Origin of the sequence: Lactobacillus gallinarum (genome assembly GCF_002160635.1) — a bacterium.
Lineage (GTDB): Bacteria > Bacillota > Bacilli > Lactobacillales > Lactobacillaceae > Lactobacillus > Lactobacillus gallinarum.
The window spans coordinates 91,405-109,801 of record NZ_NFKZ01000003.1 but is presented as its reverse complement, the minus strand read 5'-3'; the positions used below and the strand labels follow the sequence as shown (position 1 = coordinate 109,801).

Here is an 18,397-nt window from a genome sequence, read left to right as displayed (position 1 = left end):
GAACGGATAAATGATTAACTTAATTCTTTTAGGTTTACCGGGTGCTGGTAAAGGTACAGCATCAGAGAGAATCGTCGATAAATATCACTTAACTCATATTTCAACTGGAGATATGTTTAGGGAAGCAATGGCTAATAAGACTAAGGTTGGTCTTGAAGCTAAAAGTTACATTGATAAAGGTAACTTGGTACCAGATGAAGTTACTGCTAAGTTAGTTGAAGAACGTTTAAGCCAACCTGATATTAAAGAAGGTTTCATCTTAGACGGTTTCCCAAGAACTACTGTACAAGCAGAACTTCTTGATGGTATTACTAAACGCTTAAAGAAACCATTAACAAATGTTATTGCGCTTGAAGTTGATGAAGATACTTTGATTAAGCGTTTATCAGCTAGATACATGTGTAAAAATTGTGGTGCCACTTATAATAAACTTTCAAAGCAACCTAAAGTTGAAGGTACTTGTGATCGTTGTGGTGGTCATGAATTTTATCAACGTGAAGATGATAAGCCAGAAGTTGTTAAGAATCGTCTTGAAGTTAATGAAAAGATGAATGCACCTTTGAAAGACTTTTATCAAAAGAAAGGTTTGCTTACTGTAATTAATGGTGAACAAACTCCAGAAAAAGTCTTTGAAGATATTGATGCGGTATTGAGTAATAATCAATAGAATAAATTTGTATAATTTTTTATCCGTGTTATAATTTCAAAGTATGACTGTTTAATTGCGGAGGAACAACTTTGGCAAAAGATGATGTCATTGAAGTAGAGGGTAAGGTAGTAGATACCTTACCTAATGCTATGTTTAAAGTTGAATTAGAAAATGGGGCTACTATTTTAGCACATGTTTCAGGTAAAATCAGAATGCACTATATTCGCATTTTGCCTGGAGACCGTGTAACAGTAGAATTATCTCCATATGATTTAACTAAAGGTAGAATTACGTATCGGTTTATAAAGTAATATAACGGAGGGAAACATGAAGGTTAGACCATCTGTTAAACCAATGTGCGAACATTGTAAAGTTATTAAGAGACATGGCCGTGTAATGGTTATTTGCTCAGCAAATCCAAAGCACAAGCAACGTCAAGGTTAATAGTGTAGAAAAAGAGGAGGTGTAGTTTATGGCTCGTATTGCTGGTGTTGACTTACCAAGAGATAAAAGAATTGTTGTTGCTTTAACATACATTTATGGTATTGGTGATGCAACTGCTAAGAAGATTTGTGCTGATGCTGGTGTTTCTGAAGACGTTCGTTCAAAGGATTTAACTCCAGAAGATCAAGAAAAGCTTCGTACTGAAGTTGATAAGTATCGTGTTGAAGGTGACTTACGCCGTGAAGTAAGCATGAACATTAAGCGTTTAGTTGATATTGGTTCTTATCGTGGTATTCGTCACCGCCGTGGACTTCCAGTTCGTGGTCAAAATACCAAGAATAATGCTCGTACTCGTAAGGGTACTAAGAGAAACCGTTAATTTTATTTATAAGGAGGTTTATTGATGCCTGCAAAGAAAACAGCACGTAAGCGTCGTGTGAAGAAGCATGTTGAAAGCGGTGTGGCACACATTCACTCAACGTTTAATAATACTTTAGTCATGATTACTGACGTTCAAGGTAATGCAGTTGCTTGGTCTTCAGCTGGTGCATTGGGCTTTAAGGGTAGTCGTAAGTCTACTCCATTTGCAGCTCAAATGGCAGCAGAAGCAGCAGCTAAGAGTGCAATGGACCAAGGTATGAAACATGTAGAAGTTTCTGTAAAAGGTCCTGGTGCTGGTCGTGAATCTGCTATTAGATCACTTCAAGCAACTGGTCTTGAAATTACTGCAATTCGTGACGTTACGCCAGTTCCCCACAATGGTTCCAGACCACCAAAACGTCGTCGTGTTTAATATTGTCCTTGATATAGGACGTTACGTTTTGAAAGGGGCCCAGTAATGATTGAATTTGAAAAACCAAATATTACCGTTGTTGAACAAGAAGATTCTTACGGTAAGTTTGTTGTTGAACCACTTGAGCGAGGCTTTGGTACTACTTTAGGTAACTCTCTAAGAAGAGTCTTACTTACTTCTATTCCAGGTACTGGACTTGTTTATGTGCAAATTGATGGCGTTTTACACGAGTTCTCAACAGTTCCTGGCGTCAGAGAAGATGTAACCAAGATTATTCTTAATTTGAAGAAACTTGAATTAAAGTCTCTTTCAGATGAGAGAAAGGTTATTGAGTTAGACGTTGAAGGTCCTGCCACAGTAACTGCTGATGATCTTAAAGTTGATGCAGACGTTCAAGTCTTAAATCCGGATCAATACATTTGTACCATTGCTGAAGGTGGACACTTGCACATGGAAATTGCCGTGCAAAATGGTAGAGGTTATGTTGCTGCAAGTGACAATAAGAGTGATGACATGCCAATTGGAGTAATTCCTGTTGATTCTCTATTCTCACCAATTAAAAAGGTTAACTACCAAGTTGAATCAACTCGTGTTGGTAAGAGAGACGATTTTGACAAGCTCACTTTTGAGATTTGGACTGACGGTTCAATCAAGCCTAATGACGCCCTTAGTTTTGCTGCTAAGATTTTAGTTGAACATTTCAAGGTATTTGAATCAGCTGATGCAGATACTAAATTCAGCGAAGTAATGGTGGAAAAGGAAGACGATAAGAAAGAAAAGAAACTCGAAATGACAATTGAAGAGCTTGATCTTTCTGTTCGTTCATATAACTGCCTGAAACGTGCCGGCATTAACACTCTTCAAGAGTTAACTGATAAGACAGAATCAGATATGATGCGTGTACGTAACTTGGGACGTAAATCATTGGAAGAAGTTAAGAATAAATTAACCGACTTAGGTCTTTCACTTCGTCAAGAAGACTAAAGTAGGTAAATAAAGGAGGCAAACCCATGGCATACCGTAAATTAGGTCGCGATAGTGCTCACAGAAAAGCAATGCTAAGAGAAATGACTACTCAATTAATCATGAACGAACGTATTGTTACTACTGAAACTCGTGCTAAAGAAGTTCGTAAGACTGCCGAAAAGATGATCACTTTAGGTAAGCGCGGCGATTTAGCTTCAAGAAGAAAGGCTGCAGCATTCGTACGTAACGAAGTTGCAGATGTTCATGAAGAAAAAGATGCAGTTGTTGTTAAGTCAGCATTGCAAAAGCTTTTCAGCGATGTAGCACCTCGTTACAAGGATCGCAATGGTGGTTACACCAGAATTTTGAAGTTAGCTGTTCCTCGTAAAGGTGATGCTGCTCCAATGGTTATTCTTGAATTAGTTTAATTCAGAATTACCACAACTTAATACGTATTAAGAATTATCCATGAAAGTGAGAAAAAGCGTAAAGATGATGGCGAAAGCTTAGTCTAGCTTAGATGATAGAAATCATCCCTCTTCATGGATGATTTTTTTTGCTCTTTTTTCTGTTACAATTACTAATAAGTAGTTTAGAGGGGAAGTGTCAGCATGCCTAAGGATGATGCTGTTGAGTTTCAACATGTCAAGTTTACTTATCCAGATACAAAAAAAGCTGTTTTAAAGGATGTTAATTTTACAGTAAAAAAAGGGTCATGGACGTCTTTAATTGGACATAATGGTAGCGGAAAATCAACAATTTCCAAGTTGATCAATGGGTTACTGTTACCAGATGAGAATTCTAATAGTAAAATTACGGTTTTAGGTACACCTGTGACGGCTGAAAATATCTGGAATATTAGAGAAAAAGTTGGAATAGTTTTTCAAAATCCGGATAATCAATTTGTTGGTGCTACTGTAGGGGATGACGTAGCTTTTGGCTTAGAAAATCGCGGCGTACCTAGAGAAGAAATGATAAAAACAGTAAGGAACGTTTTATCTGAAGTAGGCATGTTGGAATATATTGACTCTGAACCCGCTAATCTCTCTGGTGGACAAAAGCAAAGAATAGCTATTGCTGGAATACTAGCTGTCGAACCCAAAATTATTATTTTAGATGAATCTACTTCTATGCTTGATCCGAGTGGGAGAAAACAAGTTCTTAGAATAATTAGTGAGTTGATGCAGAAAAAGGATTTAACGGTTATTTCCATTACACATGATATCGATGAAGCCAGTATGGCAGATAGTGTGATTGTTTTAAATGATGGTGAAATAATTGATCAGGATCCACCAGAAAAGATTTTTAATAAAACTTCTATGCTTAAACAAATAGGGTTAGATATTCCATTTACTAATAAATTAATACTGGAATTAAATAAAAATGGGATTCGAGTGCCCCAGAATGTAAAAACGAAAGATGAGTTGAAGCAATATCTATGTCAATTAAATTTGAAAATGTAAATTATGTTTATTCTCCTGGAACAACAATGGAGAAAAAAGGGTTAGACAATGTTTCTTTTGAATTATTAGACAATAGTTTTATTGCATTAATCGGACATACAGGTAGTGGAAAATCGACTTTAATGCAGCATTTTAATGCATTGCTAAAACCGAGTTCAGGAACAATTGATGTAGCGGGATATCATATTACGTCCCAAACTGGAAATAAGAACTTAAAAAAACTGCGTAAAGAAGTAGGATTAGTGTTTCAATTTCCAGAAAGTCAATTATTTGAAAACACTGTACTTGATGATGTGAAATTTGGTCCAAAAAACTTTGGAATGAGTGATAAAGAGGCCGAAGCTAAAGCAAAGAAATGGCTAGAGCAAGTGGGGTTGTCAACGGATGTGATTTCTAAGTCTCCATTTGAGCTTTCTGGGGGACAGATGAGACGCGTTGCAATTGCAGGTGTAATGGTCAATGAACCTCAAATACTCTGTCTGGATGAGCCTGGAGCGGGATTAGATCCACGAGCTCGAGAAGAAATGATGCAGATTTTTGTGAATTATCAAAAGGCCGGTCATACTGTTATTTTGGTTACTCATAATATGGATGATGTTGCTAAATATGCGAATGATGTTTTAGTAATGGAACACGGAAAATTGATTAAACATGATAAACCACAAAAAGTTTTTGAAAATGAGGAATGGTTAAAAAAGCATTATTTAGATGAACCTACTTCTAGTTTGTTTGCATCATCGTTAAAGGGCTTCAGATTTAAAGAAAATCCGTTGACAATCAAAGAATTAGTTGATGGAATTAAGGAAAATGTGCAGGGGGGAGTTTAATGAGTAAGATAATTATTGGACGATATATTCCAGGTGATTCTCTTGTTTATAAAATGGATCCCCGAGGTAAATTATTAATCACTATTTTGTTTATTTTGGCCATCTTTTTAGCCAATAATCCTATTACTTATGCAATTATTACCTTATTTTGCTTTTTAGCGATAATTGCTACAGGATTAAAAGCTCGAGTGTTTTTGAATGGTGTTAAACCTTTAATAGGCTTAATTTTCTTTACTTCCCTATTACAATTGTTTTTTATGACTGGTGGCAAAGTTTTTTGGCATTGGTGGATATTTAGTATTTCAAGCTATGGTATCGTAAATGCGATATATATTTTTGTCCGTTTCACGTTAATCATTTTGATTTCCACAGTAATGACGGTGACGACTATGCCTCTGGAGATAGCAGATGCAATGGAATGGTTACTTAAGCCTTTAAAAGTGGTGAAAGTTCCTGTAGATAAAATTGCACTCGTCATTTCGATTGCTTTACGTTTTGTTCCGACTTTATTTGATGAGACATTAAAAATCATGAATGCTCAAAGATCACGTGGAGCGGATTTTAATGATGGTGGCTTAATAAAAAGAGCTAAAGCAATCGCACCGATTCTTATCCCATTATTCATTCACTCACTTGAGACAGCGATTGATCTCTCTACTGCGATGGAATCACGTGGATATCGTGGGAGTGAAGGAAGAACCAAATATCGAGTTTTAAATTGGTCAAAATATGATTTGATTTCTTTGGCATATTTTGTTTTGTTGGTAGGACTATTGTTAATTTTTAGGACACATTAATTATGGCAACTAGATATAAGATGACAATGGCATATGATGGTCATTTATTTCATGGCTTTCAGCTGCAGCCAGATCAACGTACAGTTCAGGGAACCGTTGAAGATGCATTAAAGAAAATGACTAAGGGAAAACGCATTATTGTTCAAGGCTCTGGTAGAACAGATGCTGGAGTTCATGCTGTTGGACAGGTAATTCATTTTGATTATCCTGGTAAAACTATTCCAGCTAATCGAATGATCTTGGCGTTAAATTCAATGATGCCAACTGATATTATTTTTAATGATTGTGAAATAGTTAATGAAAATTTTCATGCTAGATATTCTATTAAAGGTAAATGGTATCGCTATCGTGTAAGTTTGGATCATTTTGTTAATCCATTTAAACGGTTTTATACAGGACATTTTCCATATGTGCTAGACGTAGAAAAAATGCAAGAAGCTGCGCAAGACTTGTTAGGCAAACATGATTTTACTAGTTTTGCGGCAAGCGGTGGGCAAATAGAAGATAAAGTTAGAACAATTTATTATGTAAACATTGTTAAGGACGAAAAAGAGAATGAAATAATATTCGATTTTATTGGTTCTGGTTTTTTATACAATATGGTTCGAATTATGGTTGCTGCATTGCTTGAAATCGGCAATGGACGGCGTCCAATTCATGATTTAAAGCGTGTAATTGCCGCTAAAGATAGGCAGGAAGTACGACAAACGGCTCAAGCAAGTGGTCTTTATCTTTATCATGTTTTTTATGATGAAATACCACAAAAATATAGATTAGACTAGCATTTATAATTGACTTTTTAGCAAAAAGGACGTACTCTAGTATAGTATGTTTGTCCACGATAGGCCCCGGAAACTTATTGTTTTCAAACTGCAAATAAACGGAGGAATTTAAATTGCGTACTACACCATTAGCAAAATCTAGTGAAATCGAACGTAAGTGGTACATTGTTGATGCAACCGACGTATCTTTAGGTCGTCTTTCTGCAGCTGTAGCCACTATTTTGAGAGGTAAGAACAAGCCTCAATACACACCTAATGTTGATACCGGTGATAACGTTATTGTTATCAACGCTTCAAAGATTAAGTTGACTGGTAAAAAGGCTTCAGACAAGTTCTACTACCACCACTCAGAATGGCGTGGTGGCTTGAAGGCTGTTTCATACGGCGAGTTGCTTGCTAATAACCCAGTTAAGATGGTTGAAATCTCAGTTAAGGGTATGCTTCCAAAGAACACTCTTGGTCATCATGAATTCATGAAGATGCATGTTTATGCTGGCGAAGACCACAAGCACGAAGCACAAAAGCCTGAAAAGTTAGATATCAACAAGTTAATTTAATTAGGAGGTTAAATAATGGCACAACAAGCTGCATACACAGGTACTGGTCGCCGCAAGGATTCAGTTGCGCGTGTTCGTTTAGTACCAGGTAACGGTAAGATCACTGTTAACGGTAAAGATGTTGATCAATACATTCCATACCCTAACTTGGTTAAAGATTTAAAGCAACCTTTAACATTAACTGAAACTGAAGGTCAATACGACGTTCACGTTAATGTTAACGGTGGTGGTTTCTCTGGCCAAGCTGGAGCTATCCGTCACGGTATTGCACGTGCTCTTCTTGAAGTTGACCCAGACTTCCGTGGTCCACTTAAGAAGGCAGGTTTCTTAACTCGTGACCCAAGAATGAAGGAAAGAAAGAAGCCAGGTTTGAAGAAAGCCCGTAAAGCTTCACAATTCTCAAAGCGTTAATATTTACGTTTAAGAATGTTGTTATATCAACGTTTTGGAGACTTCAGTTGGTCACCTATGGTCACAATACTATAGGGATTCCAATAGATTTAAAGCATTCGCATCTTGCGAGTGCTTTTTTTCTGGCATTAATTCCAGATAATATTTTTCAGTAGTTAAGATTGAATCATGTCCTAATCTTCTGCTAACATAAGACAAAGGAATATTATTACTGAATAAAAAAGAAGCGTGGGTATCTCTTAAACCATGAAATGTGGTTGGAGGGATGCCTATTTTTTTGAGCAATTCTTTTAACATGCCTGATTGTTTAAAGCTGAACCAGTCAAACAAATATCCTGAATCCTTTTGAGGAATATCCTTCAATAAGTCATAAATATTTTTAGGAATAGTCACACTACGTCTAGAATGCTTAGTTTTTAATTTTGTATCATCAGTAGTAGGGCTAATTGATCGTTTTACTTCAACGCAATAATACTGACCATCGTAATGCACATCTTCAGGCTTAATACCTAAAATTTCGCCACGTCTAAGACCAGTACTTATTTCAAGCAATACCATTAAGTTAAATTCATTATCTGTATGTTCAAGTAAGTAATGTTTTAACTTAGTTAGATCAGACATTGATAAAGCTTTATTGCGTTTAGGTAATTCTTTTCCATGTGCTTTAAGTAAACTAGCAAAATCATTATAAATGTATCCCTTAGCATATGCATAACGGAGGGCAATTCTAATTTTCTTAAGTAACTCGGTTACTGTTTTCTTAGAATGTGTTTCACCATATTTATCTAAGATACTTTGCATTTGCACATCATCAAGCTTACCAAGTTTAGCGATTGGAAAAAGATTATCAATTACTTTACCAGCTTTAACATAATTATCAAAAGTAGCTTTTCTAACATCATGTACTTTTACTGTCTGAACGAATAAGTAATAAAAGTCCTTGAATAAAGTGTTTTGCTGGGCTATTGCTTGACCTTTAGCCTTTTGTAGTTCAAGAGTAGTACCCCAAACTTTAGCTTCTTTTTCAGTTTTAAAGCTTTTTGTTAAATAATCACGCTTTCCATGTTGATAAATAGTTACTCTAGCTCTGTATGAAGAGCCACGTTTTTCAATACTTGCCATAAATTTAATCGTCCTTTCAAAAGAAAAGCCGATTATCTTACCAGCAATAAAGTTAGCAGATAACCGACCAATTCTCAAATCTTTTTTAAGGTAGTTTCTTTTGAATCAATGAAAGCTTCGATACTTTTAATGGTAAAACGTTCTGTATGTTCTCCCAATTTAAATCTTTTAAAATCAGGATCAGAGCGAAATACTTTATCGAAAGTTTTGGGATCAATACCAATGTATTTTGAAGCTTCTTCGCGAGTTAATAGTTTTGACATTGTCGTTCTCCTGAATTTGTTAAGTTATCAAATTTGGGATAAAATCTAGGTGAGTGATAATCTAGTCATTGCTTTTGTCGCTATTAGCATGACTAGTATTTTTTTGTGATTTTATCTTCCAAATTGCTTCTGCTATTTCTTCATCTTTAATTAGTTCTTTTTTTAGATCACTATACGTATCCTCGGTTAGTTTTAAAGAAACAATTCTTCTTTTCAATTGCTCAAACGAATCTACTACTTGATTTGAAATGTTACATTCAAAATAAAAACTAAGTGGATCGTATGGTGTAGTAATATAAATTGAACGAGCATTCAAATAGCGATCGTGATATCTCGCAGGAGCCATTTTATCAATTTCCCAAGGGTCTAAAAGAGTAAGTAATTGACCATAGTCATAATCATTAGGTCTAAGGTCATTAATTACTATAAACTCTTGACCTTTGTACTCTTGAAAGTGATCACGTTGTGACCCAAGGATAATAAAGTTATCGGGATGTAATTCTTCTAAAACTTCACGGACAAGTTTTGTTTTTCCAATTCCAGAAGATCCCCAGATCCAATAAGTTGTACACTTTTGCCCTTTGAAATCTTTTAGAAATTGCTGATGTTTCTTGTATGCTAGAATATCCTCAATGTGATCTAACAAAGTTTTATGCTTAGCCATCTCAAGAACACCAATTTTTTCTTGAAGTTCTTCTTTTGAAAGCTTTTCATTTGAATAGTCATCAATAAAGTTTTCAATTGCTTGACGTGATGGCTTTTTGACTTTTTGTCTAATCTCATTGATTCTATCTTTAAAATCAAATGAAGCTACTACCTCTTTAGGATCATAATGGTATTTGCTCTTAGCATTATTAGTTTCATGAATTAGGTAACTGTAACCATTATTAATAGTACTGTGCCAAGCTTCGATGTATTGTTCATGATCATTGAAAATCTTAGATATTCTCGAGATTGTTTTAGCATCTTTGAAATGAATCATTACATGAAAATGAGGTCGAACCTTTTTGTTATTTTCATCAATATCCTTATCATGCAAGATATAAGCCCACTCTTCTGCACCTGACTTTTCAAGTCGATCTTTTAGCTCATCTTTGTTAAACGGTAAATGATCTAAATCTTGTGTATACATGAAATTGTGAGAACGTATTTTCTTTTTCACATTTAAGGATTTCCTTTCTTAATTACACGAATAGCATATTAACTTTCGGGGCTGAATAACAAGCTCTCAGCCCCGATATAATCGTACTTGTAGGATTGTTTACACAGCTATGGCGGATAAGTTTTGTACGCGCGGTTTTCCGCTTTAGCGCTTTTGTCTACGACAAGCGCTAGCTCCAAACCGCGCATTATTTCTTTTCTCCTTTATAGATGTAAAAGCTACCTTTACGAGTATGACCTGAGCAAATATACTTATCGGTATAACTGCTTACTTCTTGAGCAATATTATCTAGATTGCTATCTAATACTTTCTTTGCTTTAAAGTTGTTAGGAATACATACTCGTACTTCCATTGAGTCTTCCGCATAATCAATGTATGTGTACCAAAGAGCAGAATTATATATTCTCTGATCAAGATTAACCTTTGCTTTTGACGTGAAATCATTGATTGTATTTTGCTGACGTAGAAAACTTCTTAATCTGCAACTATCATTTAATGACTTGCAGTAGTTACCAAAGCCACGTTTTCTAGACAATAGATAAACTGAAATAGCTGCCAGAATTAGTAGACCAACACCTATTATTAAAACTATAGTTTGATACTGTATGAACAGGTTGAATCGATGAATTAACCAGTCTAAACAAATAATGATTACGCTTGCTAATGATTCATAAATTGGAAAAAATAATTTCATATTATTTACCATCCTTTTACTGTAGGTGCCAGAAACGGAGTAATTGCTGGCACCTCATTACTGTTGATCTTCTGTACAATTCCAGTTGCTACGCCAGAAGGTACAACAATACTTGAAACATCATAATCTGGAAATAGGTATTGACAGCTCTTGGAATTTACAAGACCCATTAAGATACGTAAGTTACATTGAGATCTTACAGATGTAGGTATCGTTTTTGCATCTAACTCTTGTGAAATCAAGATTAAATGTACATTACTTTCCCTTGCTAGTAAGGTAATTGTTTGTAGTAAGCTAAAGAAAGAATCAACAATTCTCTTATTAGCACCTGTTGTAAGAGCACTAAGTTCATCAATAGTTACAACAACAGGAGGGAATTTCTTGTTGATATTATCATGTGATTTAAGATATTCATTTTGTCTTTTATAAACTAATTGCAGTACTTGGCTTAGCTTATCATTCACTTTAGATAAGAAATCAGACTTTGATACATCTGGTGATGGATAGATAATTTCTTGGTTATTATCACGCGCCCACCAAACTAAATCTTTTGAGCCTTTCGGATCAATCGTAATTACTTTTCCCATTCTGGCAATATTGCTATTGAGCCATTTAGTGAGCATGGTTTTGCCACTCCCTGATAAACCCATGATGGCAGCTGAACTCAGGGAATTAATATTCACAAAATAATTTCTCATTAACCAAATATTTCCATTTTTAGTATTAAGATCTAAAAACGAATCAACATCATTTACAATAAGTCGTTTTGAGATGCCTCTTTTCCATGGAAAAGCCCACGCTCGGGCTTTATGTAAATTATCAGTTTCCCATGGTACTAAAAGCGGTGATGGTTGCGGAAAGACTGTAAAATAAGGATAAGCGTTCGTACTGATAATCGATGTTAGTCGATTATAAAGTTCTTGGTTAAGCAACAAAGCAGAAGGACTATAAAAGATAAAATCCAGTTCTTGCTCCGTAGCAACAATATCAAATGATAAGGTATAAGAAGTTTCACCATCTTTATTCAAAGCCATATTAATGGCCTGTTTGCAATGAGAGGCAATTTCATCGAGGGTCGGCTTTATCATTTTTAAGCCTCCTCAATGTCTTCAGCCTTAAACCAGACACTATTATCTACTTCACAAGCTTGTAAATGCTTAAACTTAACGGTTGATTTATAAGGTGGCAACTTAACCTTTTTATCAAACTTAACGTAAAAATAATTATCTGGCATACCACATAAGATGCGATAGCCCGTAATTTCATCCGTTGGCTTGCGATTTTCCCACTTTACTCGTGGTTCAAGCTTAGTACTTAACAACACAACATCTGTATCTTCTGGTACGTAAATGCTTGCTACTTCTTCTGAGTAGCCACTAGATCTTCTTGCTTTCATGATGAAAGTCCTTTCTAATTAAAGGCAATTTATTAGTATAATTGAATTAAGATAACTGCCGTAAACTTAATTCTCTTATAGTTTACGGCAGTTAAATGATGTATAGGTTAAATGGTCATTGTTAGAAAATAAAATAAGGTATTTATAATGAAGCTATCTGATAAAGAAAGAAAACATTTGGAAGATATAGTTAAAGCCAATAAATGGTTTACATTCGAGGAAGCAGAAAAAAAAATACGAAAACATTGGAATTCTTTTTACAGTAAAAATGACGACTATCTTTCTACACAAAGACGACAATTACAAAAAATTATTAGATCAGATATAAAAGGAACGTATTTGAAAATAAATAATAGAAAACCTACTACTACAGATGAAGAATGGTTTAAGCAAAATGCTTACAAAGGTTGGTCACGAAATCTTTTCTCTGATAATAAAATTGAAAAATTGCATGTTTTTCCTAAATACGATTATTTATTTAAAGAAAATGAGCAAAGTATAGTTTTATCGGCATTAGATGATGAGTTTGATGATATTGAGAAAAGTGAGATGAGAGACATCTATGAAAATTTATATGGTACTCCAGGTAAAGGAAAGACTAAATATCTTATGACCGAACCATATTTATTTGCATTGAAGCATGAGATTGAAAGACGAGAATATCCGACTAAAACGTTGTCTCTTCTTCCTCATTCGCCTAAAGAAATCATATCTGAATTTAATCAGTCTAATTTTAGAAATAATATTTTTACGGAAATTGATTCTTTAATTGATGATTTTGCTTTGAAGGTGGCTAATGAAGTTAAAGCACAGCAATTGGCAAGAAATGTTGAACTAGACAGGTATGAAGATATACTAAGTTTTCTTAGAACTTGGAATGATATTTTTCCTCAAGTAATTAATCTTGCCAGTTTAGAAAAAAATAATATGTTTAAACAGTTCCTTGAAGCAAAATCAAAGTTATCAAAGTCATTTTTCTTTGATGTAAAGGAAAATGTTGAAAAAGAGAAATTACATTCTAAATATTCTTTTAATAAGATTGCTAAAATATCTGATAAAGATTTAAAGAAAAAAATAAAAAATTCAATATATTCGTTTGAAAGCTACACTTTATCTAACTTAGAATTATTGATGATCGAAGATAATGTGTTATCAAATCAAGCTTCAAATATTAGACATAATTTTTCACGTTTTTTATATCAATACTTAGAGAAAAATAATGCAGATAATTTGATATTTGATGCTTTACGGAATGCTGGAATAAAAGATATTTAATGCTAAATTATCATCATAAAATTAAGTGAGAAATTTTTATTATGGATATTACAACACAAAAACGAAACGCAAAAAAATTTATTGAAAACTGGCAAAATCGAGGGCATGAAAAACAAGATAGTCAATCATTTTGGCTACAGCTGTTACGAGATGTTCTCGGAGTAGAAGAACCAGAACAATTTATTAAATTTGAAAAGAAAGTGCAATTATCACACGAAAGTTTTATTGATGGTTACATAGATCAAACTCACGTTATGATAGAACAAAAGGGTAGTAACAAAGATCTAGATAAACCTATTAGGCAATCTAGTGGAGAGTTATTAACCCCTTTTCAACAAGCACAGAGATACGCTAATAATTTGCCTTATTCTGAGCGCCCACGTTGGATTGTTACTTGTAACTTCGTTGAGTTTCGTGTTTATGACATGGAGCATCCTAATTCTGAACCAGTTAGAATTGAACTAAAGGATTTAGAAAAGAATTACTATCAACTTGAATTCTTGGTTGATAAAAGTAATGAACACCTAGAAAAAGAAAAGCAAGTTTCATTAGGCGCTGGTGAATTAGTTGGTAAGATTTATGATGAGCTTCTAAAGCAATATAAAGATCCTAACAATGAACATTCACAAAAGAGTATTAATCAGCTTTGTGTAAGAATTGTATTTTGCTTATACGCTGAAGATGCTGGGATTTTTGGCAAAAGAAATATGTTTCATGACTATCTTGAGCAATTTGATGTAAGGCAAATGAGACAAGCCTTGATTAAGTTGTTTAAGGTATTGGATACCAAAGAAGAAGATAGAGATCCTTACTTAGCTGATGATGATCCTAAATTGGCGGAATTTCCTTATGTTAATGGTGGGATGTTTTCTAATGAAGATATCGAGATTCCATCGTTTACTGATGAATTGCGTAGCTTATTATTGAGTAAAGCTAGTGATGAGTTTGACTGGTCTGACATCAGTCCTACTATTTTTGGCGCTGTATTTGAGTCAACTTTGAACCCTGAAACTAGACGACAGGGAGGGATGCACTATACTTCAGTAGAAAATATTCATAAGGTAATTGATCCTTTATTTTTGAATGATCTTAAGAATGAACTGAATGAGATAAAGAAAACAAAACAATTAGCAACTTTAAAGAAAAAGGCTAGAAAATTTCAAGAGAAGCTTGCTAATTTAACTTTCTTTGATCCTGCTTGTGGTTCTGGTAATTTCTTGACTGAAACATATTTACAGTTGAGAAAGTTAGAAAATGAAGCGATAAAGTTGATTTATCCTAATCCTTCACTTGATGTTGGTCAGGCTAAAGATATCATTAAGGTCTCTATTCAGCAATTCTATGGGATTGAAATTAATGATTTCGCTGTATCTGTTGCCAAAACTGCCCTTTGGATTGCAGAAAGTCAGATGCTTGAAGAGACGAAAGATATTTTTTATGCAGACTGGGACTTCCTACCGTTGAAAACATATACTCATATTCATGAAGGCAATGCTTTAACAATGGATTGGAATGATGTGATTCCAAATTATGCTTGTCATTATATTATGGGAAATCCACCATTTATCGGATCCGATATGATGACAAAAGAACAAAAGAATAATTTAAAATTATTTTTTAAAAAGGTAGGAAGATTGGATTACGTTGTTTGCTGGTATGCTAAGACAGCAAGATATGCTAAAGATACTTCTATTAAGTGTGCTTTTGTTTCAACTAATTCAATTACTCAAGGTGTACAAGTGCCAGATTTTTGGACACAGATGTTAGCAAATAATATTAAGATAATGTTTGCATATAGAAGTTTTGTTTGGGATAGTGAGGCTTCTGAAAAGGCACATGTTCATTGTGTGATAATAGGGTTTACTTTTGGTAATTATAATAGGAAAAAATATTTATTTAACGAAAGTAATCAAGAGATTGAAGTAGATAATATTAATCCATATTTATTATCAGGTCCGAATATAATTGTTAAGTCAGCATCCAAGCCTTTAGTTGCTGATTTGCCAGAAATGAAATTAGGCAATATGCCGAAAGATGGTGGTGGCTTTATATTAACGAAAAATGAAAAAGATCAGTTATTACAAAAAGAACCGCAAGCTGTACAATTGGTTCACCCATTTTTGGGTGCTGTAGAATTTTTACATGCTAAGAAAAGATATTGTTTGTGGTTAGTAAGTGTTACTCCTCATGAGTTAAAAGAATATCCATTGATTCTAGAAAGGGTTAAGCGAGTGAGAGAGTTTAGATTACGTAGTAAGGCACCAAGTACGCAAGCCTTGGCTAATACTCCAACTTTATTTGCTCAGAGACCTCAACCTGATTGGAATACTAATTTTATCGTCATACCTAAAACTTCATCACAAAGAAGAAGATATATACCAATAGGCTTTTTGAGTGCAAATACGATTCCAAGTGATCTATTATTCTTTTTACCAAATGCAAATATATATGAATTTGGTATTTTGAATTCAAATATTCATAATAGCTGGATGCGAGTAGTAGGAAGTAGATTGAAAAGTGACTATAGATATACTAAAAATATGGTGTATAATACTTTCCCATGGCCAACACCAACAGATAAACAAAAAGCGAAGATTGAAAAAACTGCACAGGCTATTTTAGATGCACGTGCATTATATCCAGATAGTTCACTTGCTGATCTTTATGATCCATTAACCATGCCAAAGGAATTACTTAAGGCACATCAAGATAATGATCGCGCAGTAATGGAAGCTTATGGTTTATCAGTTAAAGGAACAACTGAAAGTGATGCTGTAGCTCACTTATTTAAGATGTATGAAAAACTGACTAAGGAGCAATAATGAGCCAAGATTACAATCCTAATGATTTAAAAGTTAATAAGAATAATTACTTCAATGTAGCTTATAAGATTCTTTTGTATTTGAAGTACTGTTACGAAAATGGCACTGATGTAAATCCAGATGTTTTAAGCCCAGATAATATTGGTATTTCAGAAAAACAGTTTGTATTAACTTTGCAAATGCTTTTAGAAGATGGGTATATTAAAGGAGTATCGTTAAAGTCGACAATTCAAGGTCCAACTATAATTTGTAATATTCAGAATACATATGCTACGAGTTCTGGATTACAATATTTAGTTGAAAACTCAATGATGACAAAGGCATATAAAGTGTCAAAGGAAGTTAGAGATTGGATACCTCTGTTTAAATAAAAAAACTCCATCCAAAAAGGATGAAATTTAGTAAAATAATCGGCTAAATGGTCACAATTGGTCACAAAGTTTTCCAACTTGAAGAATTTTGTTCCAGTTTATTCCATATTATAGTTAATTTAAATGAAAATCATAAGGAATATGATGGATTAGAATTCAATAAAATGGAAAATTGTTCTAGTTTTACTGACCTAAAATTCTCAAAGCGTTAATCTTTGGATTTACGTTTATACAAAAAGCATCCCAATCAGGGATGCTTTTTTGGTGCAATAAAAAACTAAGAACATTTTAGCTCTTAGTTTTCCACAAATTATAAACTATCTTGAATATTATCAGCTAAGTAGTCGTAAAGCATACCATGCTTCAATTGCTTAGTATCAACACCAAGTGCTTCTGCAATAGCGTAAGCAAATGCCCAAGCAGTAGCTGGACCACGGCTAGTCAAAACTTTGTGTTCTTTGTCAGTGACAGTAATTCTTTCACTGAAATGAGCGCTTGGATCATACTTAGCACATTCTTCTTCAATACCTGGATAGCAAGTGAACTCAGCATCTTTTAATACACCATAGCGAGCTAATGCACGAGGAGCAGCACACATTGCAGCATCCCACTTTCCAGCTTCATGACGCTTAACCATTAAATCGCGTAACTTTTCATCATCACGTAAGTTAGCTGAACCAGTCATTCCACCTGGAAAAGCAACTAAATCGTAGTCAAGCAAACTGTTGTCCACAACTTTGTCACAAGTTAACTTAATGTGGTGATCACCATCTACGTCTTTACTGTGCAAGCCGACCATATCACATTCAACATTTAGACGGCGTAATACATCGACTACACTTAAACCTTCAACTTCTTCACAACCATCTGCAAAGATAACAGCAACTTTTGTCATCAAAATCATCCTTTCTAAGTGACATATATTTATTATAACTATTAATCAAGGTCTAGATAAAAATCAAGGTCTGCTAATTTGCTTAAATGCAGGGTAGGACGAGGTGAGATAGGAATTTTATCCTTTTTTGGTGCAAGCCATAAAGATTTTAGATTTGCGTTTTCTGCGCCTTGAATTTCTTCATCTAGATTTGTGCCAATCACGAGAGTACTGTCAGGATCAATCTCAGGATGATCCTTCAATATTTTGAAAAAGATATTTTTACTAGGCAGCTTATCTTTAAAATCGTCTGCAAAATAAGCAAAGTTAAAAGAACTGAGTAATTCAGTTGGCGCAAGACGTGGCTCAATTTGAGCTTTGGTTTCTTTAGCAAGTAAAATTAGACGAAGAGAACCAGTAATTTCATCTAAAAAATCTGTAGCGCCTTTAACTAAGCGAGTTTGTTCTTGCATTTTTTGTGCAAAAACAGCTCGTGTTTCAGCTAAATCTTCTTTTAGGTATGTGGACAAAGCTAGATCGATTTGTTCATCTGTGGATAAAAGCTTAAATTGCTTTTGCAAACTAGTATATTTAATCCGTTCAGCTGGTCCCCAATCTATGCCGTAATGTTTTAAAGTTTGGCGAAGAGCATTTTTTTCAGCTAGTTTTTCATTTAAAAGACTGCCCTCAGGAATAAAAATTAAAGTATTGAATGTAGACATTTGATAA

The 18,397-nt window shown here is 34.3% G+C and carries 24 protein-coding genes; 16 read left to right on the top strand and 8 right to left on the bottom strand.

Annotation, left to right across the window (positions count from 1 at the left end; genetic code table 11):
* The first annotated feature begins 10 nt into the window (after positions 1-10).
* The 13 genes from B5E95_RS02455 (at position 11) to rpsI (ending at position 7,689) form a co-directional block, all read left to right on the top strand.
* Positions 11-667 carry an adenylate kinase gene (locus B5E95_RS02455; protein ID WP_025005255.1) on the top strand — a complete coding sequence of 219 codons (657 nt, stop codon included), beginning with the start codon at positions 11-13 and terminating at the stop codon, positions 665-667.
* A 71-nt stretch (positions 668-738) separates the two neighbouring features.
* Positions 739-960, top strand: coding sequence for a translation initiation factor IF-1 (gene infA / locus B5E95_RS02450; RefSeq protein WP_002878178.1), 222 nt, complete (start codon positions 739-741; stop codon positions 958-960).
* 16 nt (positions 961-976) lie between these two features.
* A complete protein-coding gene (rpmJ, locus tag B5E95_RS02445; RefSeq protein WP_005721621.1) occupies positions 977-1,093 on the top strand; it encodes a 50S ribosomal protein L36 in 117 nt (38 codons plus the stop codon).
* Between the two features lie 28 nt (positions 1,094-1,121).
* Positions 1,122-1,472: a 30S ribosomal protein S13 gene (gene rpsM / locus B5E95_RS02440; protein ID WP_003625815.1), complete on the top strand. Its 351-nt coding sequence runs from the start codon at positions 1,122-1,124 to the stop codon at positions 1,470-1,472.
* A 24-nt stretch (positions 1,473-1,496) separates the two neighbouring features.
* Positions 1,497-1,886, top strand: a complete 390-nt coding sequence (gene rpsK, locus B5E95_RS02435) for a 30S ribosomal protein S11 (RefSeq protein WP_003625817.1) — start codon at positions 1,497-1,499, stop codon at positions 1,884-1,886.
* 45 nt (positions 1,887-1,931) lie between these two features.
* Entirely contained in the window at positions 1,932-2,870 is a 939-nt protein-coding gene (locus B5E95_RS02430) for a DNA-directed RNA polymerase subunit alpha (RefSeq protein WP_025005254.1), read from the top strand.
* 26 nt (positions 2,871-2,896) lie between these two features.
* Positions 2,897-3,280 (top strand): 50S ribosomal protein L17, encoded by a 384-nt coding sequence (gene rplQ / locus B5E95_RS02425; protein ID WP_003625821.1) that lies wholly within the window; start codon positions 2,897-2,899, stop codon positions 3,278-3,280.
* A 183-nt stretch (positions 3,281-3,463) separates the two neighbouring features.
* The gene (locus B5E95_RS02420) at positions 3,464-4,315 is read left to right on the top strand and encodes an energy-coupling factor transporter ATPase (protein WP_087235504.1); all 852 of its coding nucleotides are present in this window, start codon (positions 3,464-3,466) and stop codon (positions 4,313-4,315) included.
* Positions 4,291-5,142: an energy-coupling factor transporter ATPase gene (locus B5E95_RS02415; protein WP_087235503.1), complete on the top strand. Its 852-nt coding sequence runs from the start codon at positions 4,291-4,293 to the stop codon at positions 5,140-5,142. The genes B5E95_RS02420 and B5E95_RS02415 overlap by 25 nt, the downstream gene beginning before the upstream one ends.
* Positions 5,142-5,939: an energy-coupling factor transporter transmembrane component T family protein gene (locus B5E95_RS02410; protein WP_087175964.1), complete on the top strand. Its 798-nt coding sequence runs from the start codon at positions 5,142-5,144 to the stop codon at positions 5,937-5,939. The genes B5E95_RS02415 and B5E95_RS02410 overlap by 1 nt, the downstream gene beginning before the upstream one ends.
* A gap of 2 nt (positions 5,940-5,941) precedes the next feature.
* Positions 5,942-6,721 carry a tRNA pseudouridine(38-40) synthase TruA gene (gene truA / locus B5E95_RS02405; protein ID WP_056945456.1) on the top strand — a complete coding sequence of 260 codons (780 nt, stop codon included), beginning with the start codon at positions 5,942-5,944 and terminating at the stop codon, positions 6,719-6,721.
* A gap of 113 nt (positions 6,722-6,834) precedes the next feature.
* Complete coding sequence (gene rplM, locus B5E95_RS02400; protein ID WP_025005250.1) at positions 6,835-7,278, top strand: 50S ribosomal protein L13; 444 nt, start codon at positions 6,835-6,837, stop codon at positions 7,276-7,278.
* Between the two features lie 15 nt (positions 7,279-7,293).
* Positions 7,294-7,689: a 30S ribosomal protein S9 gene (gene rpsI / locus B5E95_RS02395; RefSeq protein WP_003625832.1), complete on the top strand. Its 396-nt coding sequence runs from the start codon at positions 7,294-7,296 to the stop codon at positions 7,687-7,689.
* A gap of 69 nt (positions 7,690-7,758) precedes the next feature.
* Here the strand turns inward: rpsI and B5E95_RS02390 are convergent, their stop codons facing one another.
* The 6 genes from B5E95_RS02390 to B5E95_RS02365 form a co-directional block, all read right to left on the bottom strand.
* Positions 7,759-8,811: a site-specific integrase gene (locus B5E95_RS02390; protein WP_087235507.1), complete on the bottom strand. Its 1,053-nt coding sequence runs from the start codon at positions 8,809-8,811 to the stop codon at positions 7,759-7,761.
* 74 nt (positions 8,812-8,885) lie between these two features.
* The gene (locus B5E95_RS02385; RefSeq protein WP_087235502.1) at positions 8,886-9,074 is read right to left on the bottom strand and encodes a hypothetical protein; all 189 of its coding nucleotides are present in this window, start codon (positions 9,072-9,074) and stop codon (positions 8,886-8,888) included.
* A gap of 61 nt (positions 9,075-9,135) precedes the next feature.
* Complete coding sequence (locus tag B5E95_RS02380) at positions 9,136-10,236, bottom strand: Rep family protein (protein WP_087235501.1); 1,101 nt, start codon at positions 10,234-10,236, stop codon at positions 9,136-9,138.
* 187 nt (positions 10,237-10,423) lie between these two features.
* Positions 10,424-10,930, bottom strand: coding sequence for a hypothetical protein (locus tag B5E95_RS02375; RefSeq protein WP_023061761.1), 507 nt, complete (start codon positions 10,928-10,930; stop codon positions 10,424-10,426).
* 5 nt (positions 10,931-10,935) lie between these two features.
* Entirely contained in the window at positions 10,936-12,018 is a 1,083-nt protein-coding gene (locus tag B5E95_RS02370; protein ID WP_087235500.1) for a type IV secretory system conjugative DNA transfer family protein, read from the bottom strand.
* A 2-nt stretch (positions 12,019-12,020) separates the two neighbouring features.
* Entirely contained in the window at positions 12,021-12,326 is a 306-nt protein-coding gene (locus B5E95_RS02365; protein WP_087235499.1) for a hypothetical protein, read from the bottom strand.
* Positions 12,327-12,473: 147 nt separating this feature from the next.
* Here B5E95_RS02365 and B5E95_RS02360 point away from each other — a divergent pair, with 147 nt between their 5' ends.
* From B5E95_RS02360 to B5E95_RS02350, 3 genes are read left to right on the top strand one after another with little or no spacing between them, the layout of a single operon-like run.
* Positions 12,474-13,601: a hypothetical protein gene (locus B5E95_RS02360; protein WP_087235498.1), complete on the top strand. Its 1,128-nt coding sequence runs from the start codon at positions 12,474-12,476 to the stop codon at positions 13,599-13,601.
* A 41-nt stretch (positions 13,602-13,642) separates the two neighbouring features.
* Entirely contained in the window at positions 13,643-16,423 is a 2,781-nt protein-coding gene (locus B5E95_RS02355) for a DNA methyltransferase (RefSeq protein ID WP_087235497.1), read from the top strand.
* Positions 16,423-16,794 carry a YjcQ family protein gene (locus B5E95_RS02350; protein WP_013641487.1) on the top strand — a complete coding sequence of 124 codons (372 nt, stop codon included), beginning with the start codon at positions 16,423-16,425 and terminating at the stop codon, positions 16,792-16,794. Before B5E95_RS02355 ends, B5E95_RS02350 begins: the two co-directional genes overlap by 1 nt.
* A 310-nt stretch (positions 16,795-17,104) precedes the next feature.
* Here the strand turns inward: B5E95_RS02350 and B5E95_RS02345 are convergent, their stop codons facing one another.
* The gene (locus B5E95_RS02345) at positions 17,105-17,689 is read right to left on the bottom strand and encodes a DJ-1 family glyoxalase III (RefSeq protein WP_025005249.1); all 585 of its coding nucleotides are present in this window, start codon (positions 17,687-17,689) and stop codon (positions 17,105-17,107) included.
* A gap of 41 nt (positions 17,690-17,730) precedes the next feature.
* Entirely contained in the window at positions 17,731-18,390 is a 660-nt protein-coding gene (locus tag B5E95_RS02340) for an HAD family hydrolase (RefSeq protein WP_025005248.1), read from the bottom strand.
* Between the last annotated feature and the right edge of the window lie 7 nt (positions 18,391-18,397).

What these genes read in the sequence shown, in the direction of transcription:
- B5E95_RS02455 (WP_025005255.1), top strand. Translation starts at nt 11, where the DNA reads ATGATTAACTTAATTCTTTTAGGTTTACCGGGTGCTGGTAAAGGTACA.
- rpmJ (WP_005721621.1), top strand. Translation starts at nt 977, where the DNA reads ATGAAGGTTAGACCATCTGTTAAACCAATGTGCGAACATTGTAAAGTT.
- rpsM (WP_003625815.1), top strand. Translation starts at nt 1,122, where the DNA reads ATGGCTCGTATTGCTGGTGTTGACTTACCAAGAGATAAAAGAATTGTT.
- rpsK (WP_003625817.1), top strand. Translation starts at nt 1,497, where the DNA reads ATGCCTGCAAAGAAAACAGCACGTAAGCGTCGTGTGAAGAAGCATGTT.
- B5E95_RS02430 (WP_025005254.1), top strand. Translation starts at nt 1,932, where the DNA reads ATGATTGAATTTGAAAAACCAAATATTACCGTTGTTGAACAAGAAGAT.
- rplQ (WP_003625821.1), top strand. Translation starts at nt 2,897, where the DNA reads ATGGCATACCGTAAATTAGGTCGCGATAGTGCTCACAGAAAAGCAATG.
- B5E95_RS02420 (WP_087235504.1), top strand. Translation starts at nt 3,464, where the DNA reads ATGCCTAAGGATGATGCTGTTGAGTTTCAACATGTCAAGTTTACTTAT.
- B5E95_RS02415 (WP_087235503.1), top strand. Translation starts at nt 4,291, where the DNA reads ATGTCAATTAAATTTGAAAATGTAAATTATGTTTATTCTCCTGGAACA.
- B5E95_RS02410 (WP_087175964.1), top strand. Translation starts at nt 5,142, where the DNA reads ATGAGTAAGATAATTATTGGACGATATATTCCAGGTGATTCTCTTGTT.
- truA (WP_056945456.1), top strand. Translation starts at nt 5,942, where the DNA reads ATGGCAACTAGATATAAGATGACAATGGCATATGATGGTCATTTATTT.
- rpsI (WP_003625832.1), top strand. Translation starts at nt 7,294, where the DNA reads ATGGCACAACAAGCTGCATACACAGGTACTGGTCGCCGCAAGGATTCA.
- B5E95_RS02390 (WP_087235507.1), bottom strand. Translation starts at nt 8,811, where the DNA reads ATGGCAAGTATTGAAAAACGTGGCTCTTCATACAGAGCTAGAGTAACT.
- B5E95_RS02385 (WP_087235502.1), bottom strand. Translation starts at nt 9,074, where the DNA reads ATGTCAAAACTATTAACTCGCGAAGAAGCTTCAAAATACATTGGTATT.
- B5E95_RS02375 (WP_023061761.1), bottom strand. Translation starts at nt 10,930, where the DNA reads ATGAAATTATTTTTTCCAATTTATGAATCATTAGCAAGCGTAATCATT.
- B5E95_RS02370 (WP_087235500.1), bottom strand. Translation starts at nt 12,018, where the DNA reads ATGATAAAGCCGACCCTCGATGAAATTGCCTCTCATTGCAAACAGGCC.
- B5E95_RS02365 (WP_087235499.1), bottom strand. Translation starts at nt 12,326, where the DNA reads ATGAAAGCAAGAAGATCTAGTGGCTACTCAGAAGAAGTAGCAAGCATT.
- B5E95_RS02360 (WP_087235498.1), top strand. Translation starts at nt 12,474, where the DNA reads ATGAAGCTATCTGATAAAGAAAGAAAACATTTGGAAGATATAGTTAAA.
- B5E95_RS02355 (WP_087235497.1), top strand. Translation starts at nt 13,643, where the DNA reads ATGGATATTACAACACAAAAACGAAACGCAAAAAAATTTATTGAAAAC.
- B5E95_RS02350 (WP_013641487.1), top strand. Translation starts at nt 16,423, where the DNA reads ATGAGCCAAGATTACAATCCTAATGATTTAAAAGTTAATAAGAATAAT.
- B5E95_RS02345 (WP_025005249.1), bottom strand. Translation starts at nt 17,689, where the DNA reads ATGACAAAAGTTGCTGTTATCTTTGCAGATGGTTGTGAAGAAGTTGAA.
- B5E95_RS02340 (WP_025005248.1), bottom strand. Translation starts at nt 18,390, where the DNA reads ATGTCTACATTCAATACTTTAATTTTTATTCCTGAGGGCAGTCTTTTA.